Origin of the sequence: Bradyrhizobium sp. SSBR45G, assembly GCF_030159255.1 — a bacterium.
GTDB lineage: Bacteria > Pseudomonadota > Alphaproteobacteria > Rhizobiales > Xanthobacteraceae > Bradyrhizobium.
The window spans coordinates 13,730-31,350 of sequence record NZ_BSCT01000049.1 but is presented as its reverse complement, the minus strand read 5'-3'; the positions used below and the strand labels follow the sequence as shown (position 1 = coordinate 31,350).

Annotated in this window: 16 protein-coding genes; 6 read left to right on the top strand and 10 right to left on the bottom strand. The window is 67.5% G+C overall.

The features are described 5' to 3' along the window. Positions 1-31: 31 nt before the first annotated feature. Positions 32-373 (bottom strand): hydroxyisourate hydrolase, encoded by a 342-nt coding sequence (locus QQL87_RS33950; RefSeq protein WP_284423497.1) that lies wholly within the window; start codon positions 371-373, stop codon positions 32-34. A gap of 29 nt (positions 374-402) precedes the next feature. Between QQL87_RS33950 and QQL87_RS33945 the strand changes: the two genes are divergently transcribed. Together QQL87_RS33945 and QQL87_RS33940 are read left to right on the top strand one after the other, a co-directional pair. Beyond that, positions 403-1,596 (top strand): MFS transporter, encoded by a 1,194-nt coding sequence (locus QQL87_RS33945; RefSeq protein WP_284423496.1) that lies wholly within the window; start codon positions 403-405, stop codon positions 1,594-1,596. After that, entirely contained in the window at positions 1,583-2,932 is a 1,350-nt protein-coding gene (locus QQL87_RS33940; RefSeq protein ID WP_284423495.1) for an amidase, read from the top strand. The genes QQL87_RS33945 and QQL87_RS33940 overlap by 14 nt, the downstream gene beginning before the upstream one ends. Before the next feature lie 358 nt (positions 2,933-3,290). Here the strand turns inward: QQL87_RS33940 and puuE are convergent, their stop codons facing one another. The 7 genes from puuE to QQL87_RS33905 form a co-directional block, all read right to left on the bottom strand. Then, on the bottom strand, positions 3,291-4,718 hold the full coding sequence (gene puuE, locus QQL87_RS33935) for an allantoinase PuuE (RefSeq protein ID WP_284423494.1): 1,428 nt from the start codon (positions 4,716-4,718) through the stop codon (positions 3,291-3,293). 5 nt (positions 4,719-4,723) lie between these two features. Then, positions 4,724-5,080 carry a hydroxyisourate hydrolase gene (uraH, locus tag QQL87_RS33930; protein WP_284423493.1) on the bottom strand — a complete coding sequence of 119 codons (357 nt, stop codon included), beginning with the start codon at positions 5,078-5,080 and terminating at the stop codon, positions 4,724-4,726. 86 nt (positions 5,081-5,166) lie between these two features. Then, positions 5,167-6,456 (bottom strand): four-carbon acid sugar kinase family protein, encoded by a 1,290-nt coding sequence (locus tag QQL87_RS33925; protein ID WP_284423492.1) that lies wholly within the window; start codon positions 6,454-6,456, stop codon positions 5,167-5,169. Further along, entirely contained in the window at positions 6,453-7,727 is a 1,275-nt protein-coding gene (locus tag QQL87_RS33920; RefSeq protein ID WP_284423491.1) for a ribulose-bisphosphate carboxylase large subunit family protein, read from the bottom strand. The genes QQL87_RS33925 and QQL87_RS33920 overlap by 4 nt, the downstream gene beginning before the upstream one ends. A gap of 2 nt (positions 7,728-7,729) precedes the next feature. After that, entirely contained in the window at positions 7,730-8,269 is a 540-nt protein-coding gene (locus QQL87_RS33915) for a VOC family protein (RefSeq protein WP_284423490.1), read from the bottom strand. 34 nt (positions 8,270-8,303) lie between these two features. Next, on the bottom strand, positions 8,304-10,160 hold the full coding sequence (locus QQL87_RS33910) for a TRAP transporter large permease (RefSeq protein WP_502871252.1): 1,857 nt from the start codon (positions 10,158-10,160) through the stop codon (positions 8,304-8,306). Between the two features lie 49 nt (positions 10,161-10,209). Beyond that, positions 10,210-11,226 (bottom strand): TRAP transporter substrate-binding protein, encoded by a 1,017-nt coding sequence (locus tag QQL87_RS33905; RefSeq protein WP_284423489.1) that lies wholly within the window; start codon positions 11,224-11,226, stop codon positions 10,210-10,212. Between the two features lie 150 nt (positions 11,227-11,376). On the opposite strand from QQL87_RS33905, the gene QQL87_RS33900 reads away from it, so the two are divergent. Next, entirely contained in the window at positions 11,377-12,432 is a 1,056-nt protein-coding gene (locus tag QQL87_RS33900) for a LacI family DNA-binding transcriptional regulator (protein ID WP_284423488.1), read from the top strand. Between the two features lie 7 nt (positions 12,433-12,439). Here QQL87_RS33900 and QQL87_RS33895 read toward each other — a convergent pair whose 3' ends face one another. Continuing rightward, positions 12,440-13,333: a LysR family transcriptional regulator gene (locus tag QQL87_RS33895; RefSeq protein ID WP_284423487.1), complete on the bottom strand. Its 894-nt coding sequence runs from the start codon at positions 13,331-13,333 to the stop codon at positions 12,440-12,442. 136 nt (positions 13,334-13,469) lie between these two features. Between QQL87_RS33895 and QQL87_RS33890 the strand changes: the two genes are divergently transcribed. The 3 genes from QQL87_RS33890 (at position 13,470) to QQL87_RS33880 (ending at position 16,365) form a co-directional block, all read left to right on the top strand. Next, on the top strand, positions 13,470-14,408 hold the full coding sequence (locus tag QQL87_RS33890) for a ring-cleaving dioxygenase (protein ID WP_284423486.1): 939 nt from the start codon (positions 13,470-13,472) through the stop codon (positions 14,406-14,408). Beyond that, positions 14,405-15,037 carry an alpha/beta hydrolase gene (locus QQL87_RS33885; RefSeq protein ID WP_284423485.1) on the top strand — a complete coding sequence of 211 codons (633 nt, stop codon included), beginning with the start codon at positions 14,405-14,407 and terminating at the stop codon, positions 15,035-15,037. Before QQL87_RS33890 ends, QQL87_RS33885 begins: the two co-directional genes overlap by 4 nt. 119 nt (positions 15,038-15,156) lie before the next feature. Next, positions 15,157-16,365 (top strand): amidohydrolase family protein, encoded by a 1,209-nt coding sequence (locus QQL87_RS33880; protein WP_284423484.1) that lies wholly within the window; start codon positions 15,157-15,159, stop codon positions 16,363-16,365. A gap of 7 nt (positions 16,366-16,372) precedes the next feature. Here the strand turns inward: QQL87_RS33880 and QQL87_RS33875 are convergent, their stop codons facing one another. Then, positions 16,373-17,605 (bottom strand): carboxylate-amine ligase, encoded by a 1,233-nt coding sequence (locus tag QQL87_RS33875; RefSeq protein ID WP_284423483.1) that lies wholly within the window; start codon positions 17,603-17,605, stop codon positions 16,373-16,375. Positions 17,606-17,621 lie beyond the last annotated feature (16 nt).

Sequence of the window (17,621 nt, the reverse complement as noted above, 5' to 3'; positions counted from 1 at the left end):
GGCGGGCGTCTCGAAGGACGGCCGCACGCACTCAAGCCCCGCGGAAGATCGAATAGCCCCAGGGGGTGAATTTCAACGGCAGATGAAAGTGCTCCTCGACCTTGTCGATCGCGAAGCGAAACGGCACTGTGGTCAGGAATTTCGCCCGTGCTCCCGCCCCGAAGAACTCGCCGACATGGAACAGCACCTCATACTCGCCGGCCGTCACGCCGTCGCCCTTGACGACCGGCGCCTGCAGGGTGCCGTCGGCGCCGAGCTGGCCTTCGGCGAGCAGCGTGCGGTCCGGCGCCACGCGCCAGATCGCGACGCGCAGTCCGAGCGCCGGACGCCCATTCGCGACATCGACCGCATGAACCGAGATACCGCCGGCCATTTTGCACTCCGTCATCAGGTTGTCGCGGCATGATAGACGCGAAACCTGCCGCGGCGCCAGCCGTGCCGCTGTGGCCCGCGCTCGCCGCGATGATCGCGCTGCAGGCGCTGGTGTCGCTGGCGCTGTTCGCACCCGGCACGGTGGCGCCGCGCGCCGGCCTCAGCATCGAACAGCTGTCGCTGTTCTCGACTGCGGCGTTCGCCATCAGCCTCGTCTCCTCGTTCTGGGGAGGCACCTTGGTGCAGAAGCTCGGCTCGCTGCGCGTTGCGGCGCTGTGCGCCGTGGTCGTCAGCGCCGGCATGTCGCTCGCGCTGTTCGAGAGCGGATGGGCCCTGCTCGGCGCCGGGCTGATGCTGGGGCTTGCGGTCGGACCAGAAACGCCGGCGAGCTCGGCGTTGCTCGGGCGGCTGGTGCCGGCCGAGAAGCGCGCGATGGTGTTCTCGATCCGGCAGACCGGCAGCCAGATCGGCGCCGTGGTCGGCTCGCTGGCGCTGCCGCCGATCGCCGTCCTGATGTCGCCGAACTCCGCCTATGCCGCCGTCATCGTCTGCGCCGCCATCGCTTTCGCCGCCTTCGAGCGGCTCAGGCCAACCTACGCGATCGCGCCGGTGGTCATGCCGCGGCTCGGCCTCATGGAACGGCTGCAGCTGATCAGCGCCGACCGCCGGATGGCAGCGCTCGCCATCGCCTCGATCCCGTTCAGCGGCATGCAGGTGATCCTCAACACCTGCTTCGTCAGCTTCGGCACCGCGGAGCTCGGACTGAGCCATGTCGAGGCCGGCTGGGTGCTGGCGTCGGCGCAAGGCGCCGGCATCCTCGGACGGCTCGGCTGGGGCGTCGTCGCCACGCGGCTGCGCTCGGCGCGCGCGGTGCTGGTGATGGCGGGGGTAGGCATGGCGATCTGCGCACTGCTGGTGGGACTGTGGGGCGCGCAGCTGAGCCGGCCGATCCTGGTGCTGCTGACCTTCGTGTTCGGGCTGACCGCGAGCGGCTGGAACGGCGTGTTCATTGCCGAGATCGCCAATCTCGCAAAACCTGGACGCGTCGCCGAGGCCACCGGCGCGGTGCTCACCGCCTCGTTTCTCGGCCTCGTCGCCGCGCCGCTGCTGGTTGCCGTCCTGACACCGCGCGTCGGGCTCGGCGGCAGCTTCGTGGCACTTGGCTTGACAGCGGCTGCGGGCGCAGCCGTTCTGCTGATGGAGCGATCCCATGCGCGCAAGTGACATCGCAGCCGCCGTTACGGCGCGGCAGACCTCCGCGAGGGAGATGGCCGAGCAGGCGCTGACCCGCATCGCCGCGGCGCGCGATCTCAACGCCATCGTCACGACAGATCCGGAGCGCACGCGTGCGGAGGCCGATGCCGTCGATGCGCGCGTGGCGGCCGGAGAGGACTTGCCACTCGCGGGTGTGCCTGTCGTGATCAAGGACAACATCTGGGTCGGCGGCTGGCGCATCACGCAGGGCTCGCGGCTGTTCGCCAACTTCACGGCCCCCGAGGATGCGATCGCGGTGGCACGGCTGCGCCGGGCCGGAGCGGTCGTCGTCGGCATCGGCGCGACCTCGGAGTTCGCCTGCAAGGGCGTCACCACGTCGCTGCTGTATGGACCGACGCGTCATCCGCTGGACCCTGACCTCACGCCCGGCGGATCATCCGGCGGCCCAGCGGTTGCGGTCGCCGCGGGGCTCGTGCCGCTCGCGATCGGCACCGATGCCGGCGGCTCGAGCCGGCGTCCCCCGGCCCATGTCGGCGTGGTCGGCTTCAAGCCGTCCTATGGCGCGATCCCCTATGGCCCCGGTTTTCCCGAGGCCGGCTGGGGCATCTCGGTGATCGCGCCGATCACCGCTGATGTCGGTGATGCCAGGCTCGCCTTCGAGGCGATGGCCGGCGCCGATCCGCGCGATCCGCATTCCTTTGAAGCACCCTTGGCCGATCATCCAAGCCAGTTGCGCGTCGCGTTCTCGCCGCGCCTCGGGCTCGACGTCGCGGTTGATGACGAGATCCGCACGGGCCTCGAACACGCAGTCGATCGTCTCTCGGCCGCGGGCCTGTCGATTGCGCGGAGAGATCCCGTCTGGCCCGCAGGCCTCGCCGAGGACGCGGTGATGCCGCTGCAGCATGCCGGGCTGGCAGCACTGTTTGGTGACGCCTTCCGCAGCGATGCCACGCAATTCGATCCTGATATCGCCAAGCAGATCGAGCGTGGCCTCGGCCTCAGCGGCGCCGATGTCGCGCGCGCGCTCGAGGCGAGCACGCAGATCGCACGCGCCTTTGCCGCGTTCTTCATGGAGGTCGATGTGCTGCTGGCGCCGACGGTGCCCTGTGTCGCCTGGCCGTTCGCGCAACTCGGCCCGTCCGAGATCGGCGGCAGGCCGGCGAGCCCGCGCGGACATGCGGTGTTCACGCCGTTCGTCAATCACGCAGGCGTGCCGGCGATCTCGATCCCGTGTGGGAAGAACGCCGGCGGTCTCCCCTACGGCCTGCAGCTGATTGCGGCCCGCGGCCGTGATCGCTTGCTGCTGGATGTTGCGGCGCAGGCGGAGCGCGTATTAGCAACTTAGCTCGCGGCAAGCTGCATCTTTGCCGCGCTTCGCCTTCGACAAAGCGAACGCATGTGGTGCTCTACATGTTGCGCTCGTCTATTCCCACAACGTCATGGCCGGGCTTGTCCCGGCCATCCACGTCGTCCGGCGTCTTCGGAGTCACGTGGATGCCCGGGACAAGCCCGGGCATGACGGAATAACTAATTGGCTCTCGGTCGCGCGGCGACTGTTCCATTTCGTCAAGCGGGATCGCCTCTCCGCGAACACTTCCCGTGCGGTGGCCCCTCACCCCAGCCCTCTCCCCGTAAGAATGGGGAGAGGGAACGCACTGCTCGTAAGGGACCAGCCGGAATCTAATCAGCAGGCGATTTCATCCTCACCCCTGATCGAACTTCTTTGCCAACCTCGCCCGCGTGATGTGGCCGATCTGGTCGATGGCGTTGGCGATCTCGGTGTCCTGGTCGTGGCTGATGCGGCGGTCCATTTCGGCGATGACCGAGGCACGGTCGGCGTGTAGCGCCAGGGCGACGATCAGCGGCATGCCGAACTTGTTGCGATAGCGGGTGTTGATGTCGGCGACGCGGTCGAACTCGGCGCGCGACAGCGAGGTGAAGCCAAGCCGGCCCTGCTCGCCGATCGAGTCATCCGTCATCTCGCCGGCCAGCGCCTCGCGTCCGGCAAGCTCGGGATGGGCGCGGATCAGCTTCAGCTTCTCATCGCGCGTCATGCCGCGGACGACGTTCATCAGGGTCGTATGCAGCGCATCCGCCGAATCGTCGAAGGCGGTCAGGCCGGCGCGATAGGCGCGCTCGGCGATCTCGGGCGTGTGCTCGAAGATGTCGCCATAGCGCTCCACGAACAGCACGCGCGACATCTGCGACGGCCTGAGATGACCGGCCGGCGGATGTGTCCGGATCCAGTGCCGGGCGATGTCGAGCCGGGTCGCGACCCAGACCTTCTCGTGGCTCATGATGTAGTCGAGGAAGCGCGCCAGCGCCGCCGCACGGCCGGGACGGCCGACGAGGCGGCAATGCAGGCCGACCGACATCATGCGCGGGCTCTCGGCGCCCTCGGCATAAAGCAGGTCGAAACTGTCCTTCAGATAGGCGAAGAACTGGTCGCCCGAGTTGAAGCCCTGCGGGGTCGCAAAGCGCATGTCGTTGGCGTCGAGCGTATAGGGCACGATCAGCTGCGGGCCGTGCGGTCCCTGGATCCAGTAGGGCAGCTCGTCGGCATAGGAATCGGCGCTGTAGACGAAGCCCTGCTCCTTCAGGACGATGTCGAGCGTGTGCGCCGAGGTGCGGCCCTGATAGAAGCCGAGCGGCCGCGTCCCGGTCAGCTCGGTATGGATGCGGATCGCCTCCTCGATATGGGCGCGCTCATCGGCCTCAGAGAAATCGCGGTAGTCGATCCATTTCAGGCCGTGCGAGGCGATCTCCCAGCCGGCTTCCTTCATGGCGGCCACGGCCTCCGGATTGCGCGCCATCGCGGTCGCGATTGCGAACACCGTCAACGGCAGCTTGCGCGAGGTGAACATCCGCCACAGACGCCAGAAGCCGGCGCGCGAGCCGAACTCGTAGATCGACTCCATGTTCATGTGGCGCTGGCCCCACCAGGGCTGGGCGCCGACGATCTCCGACAGGAAGGCCTCGGAAGCGGTGTCGCCGTGGAGGATGTTGTTCTCGCCGCCCTCCTCGTAATTGATCACGAACTGCACGGCGACACGGGCATCGCCGGGCCAGCGCGGATGCGGCGGCGTGCGGCCGTAGCCGATCATGTCGCGCGGGTAAACGTCGGCACTCATCCGGCTCAGCTCCCGCGATAGGTCTGATAGCTCCAGGGCGTCGCGAGCAGCGGCACGTGGTAGTGCGCGCTGGCGTCGGCAACCGCGAAGCGGAGCGGGATCAGGTCGAGGAACAGCGGATCCTCGGACGCGAGGCCATGGGTCTTGAAATAGGCGCCCATGTGGAAGGTCAGCATGTAGGTGCCGGTGGTGAGCTCATCCCCCGCCAGCACCGGCTGATCGGTGCGCCCGTCGGCATTGGTCCGGACCTGCTTGACCCGGCGCCAGGAGCCACTGGGCTCCAGCACATCGAGATCGATCACGACGTCAGCGGCGGGCTTGCCCCTGACCGTATCCAGAATATGCGTGCTCAGCCGCCCCATCCGTCCGTCCTTAGCTCGTTCCAGTCCAGGCAGGACATTAGCAGCAGCCAACGCGGCGTTCGAAGCGATTTTCTTCTCTCGGCGCCTCAGGTCGCGATGACGTCAGCGAAGAAGCTCACCGGCCCCATCTGGCCGCCCTTGAGGATGATGTCGCGGCCGTCGAGATGGGGGTCGTCGCTGTGCAGGCGGCACAGCGGTGCACCCGGAACCATCGGCGCCCGGTAGGACAGGCCCCAGGCATCGAGCGCGGCGATCGCGTGGCTGGAGGTGTCGCCGCCGGCGACAACGATGCGCGAGACGTCCGCTTCTGCAAGCACCGCGCTCAGCAGCGCACCGGTCGCACGCGCCACGCGCGCCATCTCGGCGCCTTGTGCCGCATCCGTCACCAGCATGACGTGTCCTTGGGCAAGCCCCGCGACCGCCGCCTGACATAGGCGCCGCAGCTCGCCGCCATCTGCAAGCAGCTTTGCGGGATCGATGGCGAGGATGCGGTAGCCGCTGGCCGCCGCGACCTGCGCTCGCGTTACCGGCGACAGGCTGCCGACCAGCGCCAGCACGGGACCGCCGGCGCGCGGCGGCGACGCTGGGGGCGCAGAGTTCGCCGGCTCGTCCCAGATCGCGGCCAGCGCGCGCGCGACCGAGCTCGGGCCGACCGCGAGCATCGGGCCCGCAGCAAGGCGATCCGTCAGCAGCCGGCCGATCACCGCGAGGTCGCTCTCCTGCGCGACGTCGAACAGCACCGCATGGGGCGCAGCCGCCAGATTGGCGTCGAGCCGGGTGTCGGCGTCGCCCTCGGCATAGGCGCGGTAGTCGATCAGAGCGACCCGCTTCAGCCCCTGCGCCGCCAGATGCCGGCGCAGGTCGGACTCGCCCATCGGCGTCACCGGATGCCGGCTCATCGTCGGGTGGCGGTCGATGCGATGGACATCACCGCCAGCACCGGCGGCGGCGAACAGATGGCCGTACAGGCAGTAGCGGCCAAGATTGGGCTGGCCGCCGATGATCGGCACGAGGGGATTGGTGACATGCTTCCGGAGCACCGCCACGGCGGCGCCGATGCTGCCGACGTCAGGCGCACTGTCGAAAGTCGAGCAGCATTTGTAGTGCAGCACGTCGACCCGGAGCGCGGCAAAGGCGCGGCCGGCGGCATCGAGCTCGGTTGCCGCGGCGTCAGGCGGCATCGACCGCGTGGCGCCGGCAATGCCAACGGCATCGAGCGGCCCGGCGGCGGCGAGCTGCGCCGAATTCGGCGGCCGCAGGAACAGCAGCGCGCGGTGGCCGCGCTCGGCCCAGGTCGCGAGCGTATCGGTCGCGCCGGTCAGATCGTCGCCATACCAGCCGACGCGCGGCCGCGCGAATGGTGCTGCGGCACTCATCCGGCGCGCCCGAAGGCGGCCAGCGCCTGCCGCAACTCCAGATGCTCGCGGGCCGCCCCGTCGAGCGAGACGCCCGATGTCACCGCGTCCCAGGCCTGGCGGATGCTGGTGACGCCGGCCGCTGGTCCGCCCGGATGCGCCATGATGCCGCCGCCGGCCATGAACAGCAGATCGGCGTGGCCGATCGCGTCGTAGGTGGCCTGCACCGTGGCGGCGGATTGCCCGGAGGAGAACGCCGGCAGCACGCGGTCATCGCAGCCATCGGCCAGCGGCGTCACGCAGTCCTTCGCCGACTCGACCACCTCGTCGTCGTCCTGCGCGAACTTGCCCTGCAGGCCGTGCACATGCATGTGGTCGACACCGGCGAGCCGCCACAGCGTCTGATAGGCCTGGAAGCCGATGCCGAGCCGCGGATGGCGCGAGATCGCGCCGAAGCCGTTGCGATGACCATGCAGCGCGAGATCGGTCGACCGCCGCAGGGTCTCGACCGCGGAAAAGCCGCACCAGTTCAGCGACACCATGGCGCAGGAGCCGCCATGCTGCGCAATCAGATCGGCGTGGCGGCGCATCGCATCGGTCTCGTCGGTGATGTTGAACGCCATCATCACGTGCTTGCCGGTCGCGTCCTGATGCCGCTTGATCGCCGCCATGACCGCAGGGATGCGTCGCGCGAGCGGAGCATGATCTGGATCGGCCGAGATCTCGTCATCCTTGATGAAGTCGACGCCGGCCGCGCACAGGCGCCCGACCAAAGCTGCCGTCTCGTCGGCATCGAGGCCGACATTCGGCTTGATGATCGATCCGACCAGCGCGCTTTTGCCGACCCCGGTCAGCCGCCGCGTGCCGGCGATGCCCTGCTTCGGCAGCGGAAAGCGCACACGATAGGCGGCGGGCAGCTTGATCTGCTCCAGCCTGAGGCCCGTGACCTCGCCGAGATCATAGAGATTGCCGGCGACGACCGAGGCCAGCGTCGGCAGATTGGCGCCGACATTGGCGACGGGAAACGAGATCGTCACGCGGGCACGGCGATACGGACCGCCCCTGCCTTTGCGCCGCAGCCAAGCATTCGGCAGGCTCGGCTGATCCGAGGCTGGCAGCTCGACGATCCCGGTCACCGTGGCACGGGCCCGCGCGCGCAGATCATCCGTCTCGCCCTCGACGCGCGTGAACGTGCCGCAGGACTGCTCGCCGGCCATCACCTCGGCCACATCTGCGAGATCGAGCGGCGTCTCGATCAGATAGCTGGCCTCGAAGCGGTCGGATGCGGCCATGCTCACAGCCTGCTGAGATCCGGAAACGGGCGCACCGGGTCCTTGCCGTCCCAGTTCTGCGAGGCCTCGCGGATCATCCGGAACATCGTGCCCTTTGGTCCCAGCACCTCCGACAGCTCGATGACGGTGCCGGGATGGTAGTGCGTATCAAAATAGATGAAACGGCCGCGCTCGCCAACCTCGCCGCTCATGACCGGCTTGAAGCCCTGCCCGAGCAGCCGATCGAGATCGGCATCATAGCTCTCGGTCCAGTAGGCGACGTGCTGCAGGCCGGAATGGCCGGCGCGTGTAAAGTCGCGATACATCGACGGCACGTCGTTGCGGCACTGGATCAGCTCGATCTGCAGCGGACCGGAGTTGGCCAGCGCCACCGAATTGTGCGGCTCGTAGCGCTCGCCGCGATACTGGTAGTTCCGGATCGGAACGCGCTCATTGTAGAAGAACGGCCCGACGCCGAGCACGCGCGACCAATAGTCCATCGCCGCCTCGATGTCGGGTACGACATACCCGGCTTGACGGATCTCGCCGAACAGGCGGCTCATGGCATCGTCCTTTCCAACAGTCAGCTCAAAAACATCAAAGGAAGCCGGTCGAGAACCACGGGATCGCAGCCACGGCGACGAGGCCGAGCAGCAGCGCGAGCACATAGGCCCAGATGTAGCGCAGGCCCTCGTCCGGATTGATCTTGCTGATGGCGCAGGCGCCGTAATAGCCGACGCCGAATGGCGGCGCGAACAGGCCGATGCCCATCGCGAAGATCACGACCATCGCGTAGTGCACCTCGTGGACGCCGGCCTGGCGCGCGATCGGAAACAGCAAAGGTCCGAACAGCACGATGGCAGGAATGCCTTCGAGGATGCTGCCGAGGATGATGAAGGTCAGGATCGAGATCGCGAGGAAGCCCCAGGCGCCGCCGGGAATCGCGGCCATCAGCTCCGCGAGCTTCTGTGAGAAGCCGGATTGGGTGAGGCCCCAGGCCATCGCGGTGGCGCAGCCGATGATGAAGACGATGGCGCCGGTGAGCGCGGCGGTCTCGACCAGCATGGCAGGCAGGCGGCGCCAGTCGAACTGGCGGTAGATCAGGAGGCCGGTGAGCACCGAATAGGCGATGCCGATGGTCGAGACCTCGGTGGCGGTCGCCACGCCTTCGACGACCGCAAGCCGGATCACGAAGGGCAGCGCGATCGCAGGCAGCGCGATCAGGCCCAGCCGTCCGACCTCGCGCCACGTGGGACGCGTGACGTGGCTGAGATCCTCGTTGCGATAGCGCCACCAGACGATGCTGCAGAGGCCGAGGCCGAGCACCAGCGCTGGCACCATCCCTCCGGTGAACAGCGCGGCGATCGAGACGCCGGTGACGGAGCCGATCGTGATCAGTACGATCGAGGGCGGGATGGTCTCCGTCTGCGCGCCGGTCGCCGCCAGTAGCGCGACGAGATCGCCGGGCTTGGCGCCGCGCGCCCGCATCTCCGGAAACAGCACCGGCGCGATCGCGGCCATGTCGGCGATCTTCGAGCCTGAAATGCCCGACACCAGATACATCGCGCCGATCAGCACGTAGGAGAGACCGCCTCTGACGTGGCCGAGCAGGGACGACAGCCATTGGATCATCGCCGCAGCCATGCCGGTCATGCCGATCAGCGCGCCGAGGAAGATGAACAGCGGCACGGCCAGCAGGACGAGATGGCTCATGCCTTCATCGAGCCGGCCGACCATCACCAGCATCGGCGTCGAGGTGGTGAGGCCGAGATAGCCGAAGGTGGCGAGCGCGAAGGCGAAGGCGATCGGCACGCCCGCGAAGACGTTCAGACCAACGACGCCGACGAAGAACACCACGAGGTTGAGCCGACCGAGCGGCTTCAGCGCCGGCCCTGCGAGCCAGAACAGCAGCAGCAATGTAGCCGTGAGCGCGACCGCCAGCAGCACCGGCTTGAGCGCATGGAGTCGTATCAGGCGGAACACCGCCGCGAGCAGCATCAGCGCGATGCCGGTCGGGATCGCAGCTGCGCGCCAGGCGCTAGCGATCTCCAGCGCCGGCGTGACGATGAAGCGCTCTTCCGACGCGTAGTCGAGCGCATGGGGCAAAAGCAGCAGCAGCAGCGCGATCGACGCGGTCATCGCCACGGCTTCGAGCAGCACGCGCGTGGCGGGCGAGACCCGCGCCACGACGCCCGTCATCCGCATGTGCTCGCCGCGCCGGAGCGCGATCGCAGCGCCCAGCATCGACAGCCAGAGAAACAGGATCGAGGCGAGCTCGTCCGACCACACCAGCGGCGCATGCAGGACGTAGCGCGCGATGACGCCAGCACCGAGGATCAGGATCTCGGCGACGAGCACGATCGCGGCGACCGTCTCGACCGCGGCACCGACGGCCTGCTCCATGCGGCGAGCAGCCGCCATCAGGCCTGATGCCGGCAGCTCCGGCGCGGGCATCGCAACCGCGTGACTGTCCATGTGCAGCGCCTCCCGGAGCGAGCGACGATCAGGCGAGCACGCCGACTTCCTTCTCCAGCAGGCTCCACGCCTCCGGGCCGAAGCGCTCCTTCCACTCCTTGTAGAAGCCGGCATCGCGCAGCTTGGCGCGGAAAGAGTCCGGCGCGGCCTTGTTGAAGGCGAGGCCCTTGGCCTGCAGATCGGCCTGGACCGATTCATTCAGCCGCCGCACGTCGTCGCGCTGCTTCATGCCGGCCTCGTTGAGCGCCTCGGTGATGATTGTCTTCACGTCATCCGGCAGGCCCGCCCAGGCGCGGCCATTGGCGACGAACCAGAAGCCATCCCAGATGTGGTTGGTCAGCGCGCAGTACTTCTGCACCTCGTAGAGCTTGGCCACCTGGATGATCGAAACCGGGTTCTCCTGCGCATCGACGATGCGGGTCTGCAGCGAAGTATAGACCTCGCTGAACTGCAGGCTGGCTGGCGCCGAATCCAGCGCCTTGAACATCGACAGGCTGAGCGGGCTGACCGGCACACGGATCTTCAAGCCGGCCATGTCCTTGGCCGCCTCGATCGGCTTGCTGCTCGAGGTCATCTGGCGGAAGCCGTTGTCCCAGATCTTCTCGAACGCATGCAGATTGACCTTGGCGATGGCGGCGCGGACATGCGCGCCGAGGCCGCCGTCCATCGCGCGCCAGACCTGGTCGTAGTCGGCAAACGCAAAGCCGACGGCGTTGATCGCCGCCACCGGCACCAGCGTCGCGATCACCAGCGCCGACGGCGTGAAGAAGGTGATGCCGCCATTGCGCACCTGACTCAGCATGTCGGTGTCGCCGCCGAGCTGGTTGTTGGGGAAGATCTTGATGTCGACCCGGCCGTTGGTCTTGTCGCGGACCTGATCGGCGGCCTGCTGCGCACGGATGTTGAGCGGGTGGGTCAGCGGCAGATTGTTGCCGTAGCGCAGCTCGATCTCGGCCGTGCGCGCCACCAGGGGCGCACCGATCACCGAGGCCGCGGAGGCACTCGCGAGCGCACCCAGCATGGTGCGGCGGCTCAGTTTGGTCATGACGTCCTCCCCTGGTTGTTATCCGGCCAGCCCATGTTTCCAGGCTCTTGCCGCATGGTCGCCGGCACGATAGAGAGCAGTAATGACGGCCGTCAAACTCAAATCTTGATGGATTTTGATGTGTTTTAGTCAGCCGACCAGGAGCAGGCGATGACCGAGACCAGCCCCGAGGCGCCGCGTCGCCGCCGTCTGGCACGCATCGACGACATCGCGCGTCTCTCCGGTGTCTCCGCCGCGACCGTCGATCGCGTCCTCAACCAGCGGCCGGGCGTGCGCGCGGTCACGGTGCAGCGGGTGCTGCGCGCGGCCAATGAGCTCGGCTATCTGATGGACAGCACGCTGCCCGCGCAGGCGCTGAAACCATGGCGGCTCGGCTTCCTGCTGCCGGCCGGCACCAACCGCTTTCTCAACATGCTCGGACGGCTGATCATCTCATCCCAGGATCAGCTGGCTTCGTTCAACATGCGCGCGCGCGTCGAGCGCATCGAGAGCCTGAAGCCGGATCTTCTGGCGCAGGAGCTGCTGCGGCTCGGCCGCGAGGTCGACGGCATCGTGTTCATGGCGATCGAGCATCCCGCCGTGCGCGAAGCAGTCGACGTGCTGGCCGAGCGTGGCGTGCCGACGGTGACCTTGATCTCGGACATCGCCAATACGCGCCGGGTGGCCTATGTCGGGCTCGACAACCGGGCGGCCGGACGCACCGCGGGTTATCTGATCGCGCGCTTCCTCGGCAACGGGCTCGGCCAGGTCGCGATGATCGCCGGCAGTCTCAGCTATCGCGCCCATGAGGAGCGCGAGATGGGCTTCCTGCATCTGTTCCGCGAGGAGTTTCCCGACATCGACGTCGTCGGCCTGCGCGAGGGCCACGATGACGAGGCCAACAATTATCGCCAGACCAAGCTGCTGCTGGCGCGGCATCCACGCCTCGCCGGCATCTACAACATCGGCGGTGGGGCCGAGGGCATTGGCCGCGCGCTGCGCGAAGTCGGGCGACAGCGCGACGTCGTGTTCGTCGGCCATGGCCTGTCGCCGGACACCCGCGCCATGCTGCTCGACGGCACCATGGACGCCGTGCTGACGCAGAACCCGCAGGCCTCGCTGATGGAGTGCATCACGATCTTCTCCAGCCTGCGCGCCGGGCGCGCCGTGCAGGAGGCGGCCGTGCGCGCCCGCACCGAGCTGATCGTGCGCGAGAACCTGCCGTAGGCCGATGTCAACCCGCCTCCTTGCCGAAGCGCTCGACCAGGAAGTCGATGAACAGCCGCACCTTCACCGAGAGATGCCGCGTCGGCGGATAGATCGCATAGAGCGCGAGCTCCGGCGCCGTGTAGTCGGAGAGAACAGCGGTCAGCGCGCCACTGGCGAGCGCGTCGGCGGCGATGAAGCGCGGGATCAGCGCGATGCCCTGCCCCTTGATGGCGACGTCACGCAACACCTCAGCGTTGTTGACGCACAAGGTCCAGGCCGGCTGGATCCAGTGATCGCCATCGCGGCCGGTGAGCCTCCACTGATTGCCGGTCAGCAGGAAGCCGTAAGTCAGCGAGGTGTGACGGCGCAGATCCTCGGGACTCTGTGGCGTGCCGTGCCGCGCGAAATACGACGGCGCGGCGCAGATCACGCGCTCCACCGGCATGATCCGCCGCGCCACCAGGCTCGACGATTCCAGCTCGGCGATCCGCAGCGTCACATCGAAGCCGTCCTGCACCGGATCGAGCAGATCGTCGCTGAGCACGATCTGCAGCTGCAGCTCGGGATAGCGCATCATGAAATCGGCGACGACGGGCCCGAGCCGCATGGTGCCGAATGACATCGGTGCGTTGACGCGCAGCAGTCCGCGCGGCGCCGCCTGCGACTGGCTGACCGCTTGATCCGCGGCATCGAGCTCGGCGAGGATCGAGACCGCGCGCTCGAAATACAGCTGGCCAGTGTCCGTCGGGCTGGCGTGGCGCGTGGTGCGGACGATCAGGTGGACGCCGAGGCTCTGCTCGAGCTCGCCGATATATTTCGAGATCGCCGAGCGCGACAGCCGCAGCTGCCGGCCGGCCTCGGCGAAGCTGCCGCTCTCCACCACCTTCACGAAGGCCCTGAGGCTGCTGAGCTTGTCCATCCGTCCCGGACCGTCATTGTCGCTAAATTGTAGACAGAGACGTCACAAAAGCACGGATTGTCTCCAAATCAAAGCCGACCAATATTGCGTCCAGGAGTTCAACGGCCCGATCGGGCCCCACAGACAGGAGACCCACATGCCCGGACTGCACCACGTCACCGCGATTGCCGGCGATCCGATCCGCAATTTCGGCTTCTATACCCGCGATCTCGGCCTGCGCTTCGTCAAGAAGACGGTCAATTTCGACGATCCCAGCACCTATCATTTCTACTATGGCGACGAGACCGGCCGCCCCGGCACCATCCTGACCTTCTTCCCCTGGGCGGGCGTGCGGGCCGGCCGCCGCGGCGTCGGCGAGACCCACCAGACCGCGTTCCGCGTGCCGCAACGCTCGCTCGGCTACTGGACGCAGCGCCTCACCGAGAAGGGCATCGCCTATGAGGCGCTGGAGAAGCGCTTTGGCGAGTCGGTGCTGCCGTTCACCGATCCCGACGGCATGGCGCTGGCCTTGGTCGGCGTCCCCGGCGCGGAGAACGAGCCCGGCTACAGCAATGGCGACATCCCGGCCGAGCATGCGATCCGCGGCTTCCATGGCGTCACCCTGCTGCTCGACTCCGCGGATAAGACCGCAGCCGTGCTGACCGACGTGTTCGGCTTCGCGGAGACGGGCCGCGAAGGCTCGGTGATCCGCTTCAAGGCGCCGGGCGACGCCCAAGGCAGCGTGGTCGACATCTACGAGGCCAAGGGTTTTCTGCGCGGCGCGCAGGGCGCGGGCTCGGTGCACCACATCGCGTTCCGCGCGGCTGACGATGCTGAGCAGGGCGTGATGGCGCAAAAGCTGGTCGATCACCACGGCCTGCATCCGACCGAGCAGAAGGACCGCAACTACTTCCGCTCGATCTACTTCCGCGAGCCGGGCGGCGTGCTGTTCGAGATCGCGACCGATATTCCGGGCTTCGCGGTCGACGAGCCGGTCGCTGAGCTCGGAAAGACCCTGAAGCTGCCCGCCTTCCTCGAGACGCACCGCAAGCAGATCGAGGGCGTGCTGCCCAACCTCGAGGAGGCCGTATCGTGACCGAGGCATTGTCCTTCAATCACCGCTTCCAGCCCGGAAGCACACCGGGAGCAGCGCCGCTGCTGCTCCTGCACGGCACCGGCGGCGACGAGAACGACCTCTTGCCGCTCGGCGCCACCCTCTCGCCCGGCGCAGCCCTGCTGTCGCCGCGCGGACAGGTGCTCGAACATGGCATGCCGCGCTTCTTCCGCCGTCTCGCGGAGGGCGTGTTCGACGAGGACGACGTTCGCCGGCGCGCGCTGGAGCTCGGCGCCTTCATCGGCGAGGCAAGGCAACGCTACGGCATCGCCGCGCCGGTTGCGGTCGGCTATTCCAACGGCGCCAACATCGCTGCCGCGCTGCTCCTGCTGCAGCCGGAGGCGCTGGCCGGCGCGGTGCTGTTCCGCGCCATGGTTCCGCTCCAGCAGCCGCCGGCCGTCAAGCTCCAGCGCAAGCCGGTGCTGATCCTCTCGGGGATGAACGATCCGATCGTGCCCGCCAGCAACTCGGCAAAGCTGTGCAGCCAGCTCATCGATGCCGGTGCAGACGTGACCCACACGACGCTGCCGACCGGACATCAACTGTCGCAGGCCGACATCGCGCTGGCGCGTGACTGGCTCGCCGGATTGCCGCAGGCGCTGGCAGCGTGACCAGCATCTGCGCTTGCGGCGCGGATCGATCCTGATCGAGAATGCGCGTATCGGCCCCGGCATCGGACCGTCAAATGACGTTCCGACGCTGGGGCTGATCGCGAGAAAGGATCAGTGGGATGACGACCGTCGACAAGCTGTTCATCAATGCACGGCTCGACCGCGGCGCGCGCCATGCGATCACGGTCGACAATGGCCGCATCAGCGGTCTGCTGGCCGACACCGAGCGGCCCGACGCGCGCGAGGTGATCGATCTCGGCGGCGCGCTAGTCGTGCCCGGCTTCATCGAGGGCCATATCCATCTCGACACCAGCTTCTATGGCGATGCCTGGAAGCCGCACAAGCCCTGCACCAACGGCTTCGACGTGCATGAGCGCGTCACGTTCCAGGCGCAGAACATCGCCGCCGCCGCGCCGATGGACGTGCGCGCCCGCAACCAGCTCGATCTGTGCATCGGCCACGGCACCACGCGGATGCGCAGCCACGTGATGGTCGACGGCTCGGTGGGGCTGAAATCCCTCGAGACGATCCTGCGCGTGCGCGAAGAATATCGCGACCTGATCGAGATCCAGCTCGTCGCCTTTCCGCAGAGCGGCATCCTCAAGAGCCCGGGTACGCCGGAGCTGCTCGACGAAGCCATCAAGCTCGGCGCGAACGTCGTCGGCGGGCTCGATCCGGCAAGCTTCGATCGTGACGTGGAAAAGCATCTCGATGTCGTGTTCGGCACGGCGCACAAGCACGGCGTCGATGTCGACATCCATCTGCACGATCCAGGCATGCTCGGGCTGTTCGAGCTTGAGCAGATCGCGACCCGCACCCGCGCGCTCGGCATGCAAGGCCATGTTACAGTCAGCCACGCTTATGGGCTCGGCGACCTGCCGGCAGATCCGCTGAACAAGATTGCCGATGTGCTGGCGGCGTCAGGCGTCGCCATCATGACCAACGCGCCGGGTGCGCGCCCCTTCCCGCCCGTCGTTTTGCTGCGCGCCGCCGGCGTCACCGTGTTCAGCGGCAACGACAACATCCGCGATTCCTGGTGGCCCTATGGCGACGGTGATCTGTTGAACCGCGCCATGATGGTCGGCTACCGCTCCGGCTTCTATGTCGATGACGACCTGCGCATCGCCTTCGATCTGGTCACGGAAGCCGGCGCCAAGGCCTTGCGCCTTGCCGACTACGGTCTGCGTGTCGGCGCCCGCGCGGACTTCGTCACCCTGAGCGCGGAGCACATCCCGGAGGCGGTTGTCGCCGTTCCCAAAGGACGGTCCGTGTACAAGGACGGCCGCCTCGTCGCGCACGACGGCCGGGTGATCAAGCCGGCGGCCTAGACGGGCGTCACTGCGCGGGCTCCACCGGCGCCTGCGAGCGCGGCGGCTCTGCGCGCGACACGGTCGCCGCCGCGATCCACTGCGTCACCGCCGACATTTGTCCGCCCGATTCGCGATAGGCCTGCAGCTGATAGTCCGCCGAGCTGCCGAACTGCATGATGGTGCGGCAGCGTTCGACCTCCGCGAGACAGCCGAGCGCCTCCGCATGCGGCGCGATATCGGCGATCATTTGATTCAGAAACTCCTGGCCCGTGACCGGGCCATCCTCGGTCACGAACAGGCAGTCGGTACCATAGCGCTGCGCGCGCCACTTGTTCTCGACAGCGATCGCGCGCTCGACATTGCCGACGGCCTCGGCGAGCTCCGGGTTGAGACAAAGATGACGCGCCAGGGCGCGATACAGCGAGGCGATCGCCACGGCGTCGTCGACCGACGTGCAGACATCGGGCGCGCGCAGCTCCAACGTCGGATGGCGCAGCGAGGGCCGCATCGCCCACCAGATATGGCTCTCGTCCGGCATGACGCCCGACCTCGTCAGCGCAGCGACATAGCGGTCGTATTGCTGCTTGGAGGTGAACAGCTCAGGCAGGCCGGTGCGCGGCAACTCGTCATAGGCCGCCAACCGGTAACCCTTCAGCCCGGTTTCGCGCGAATTCCAGAACGGCGAAGATGCCGAGAGCGCGATGAAGACGGGGATATGGGGGATCATCGCCCGCATCACCGAAAAGCGGCGCTCGGGATCGGGCAGTTGGACGTGCACGTGCATGCCGCACAGCATGTTGCGCTGGCCGACGAAGCGCAGATCCTCCATCATCTCGGCATAGCGCGGCTTCGGGCTCGGCTGCGAGCTTCGCCACGTCGCGGTCGGATGCGTCGAGCACGCCAGAATGGTCAGGCCATACTGCCCGGCAACGCTGGCAACCTCCCGCCGCAGGAATTTCAGCTCCTCGCGCGCATCGCCCGTATCGACATGCACGTTGGTTGCGACCTCGAGCTGCGACTGCAGCATCTCGCGCATCGCCTGGCCGCCGGTCGACCAGTTCGCCGCTTCGAACAGATCATCCGGCGTACGAATCGCGACGTCCAGCGTCTTCGCGTCGACGAGAAAATACTCTTCCTCGATGCCGAAGGAATATTCGGTGACGCGCTCGCCGCCGGTGGCCGAGCGGATCACCAGCCGCTGCTCGTCGTCGCTCAGGCCCAGCCTGAGCCGCTCGAGTATTCTCGGGTCCAATCCCATGTGATCAATCCTGTCA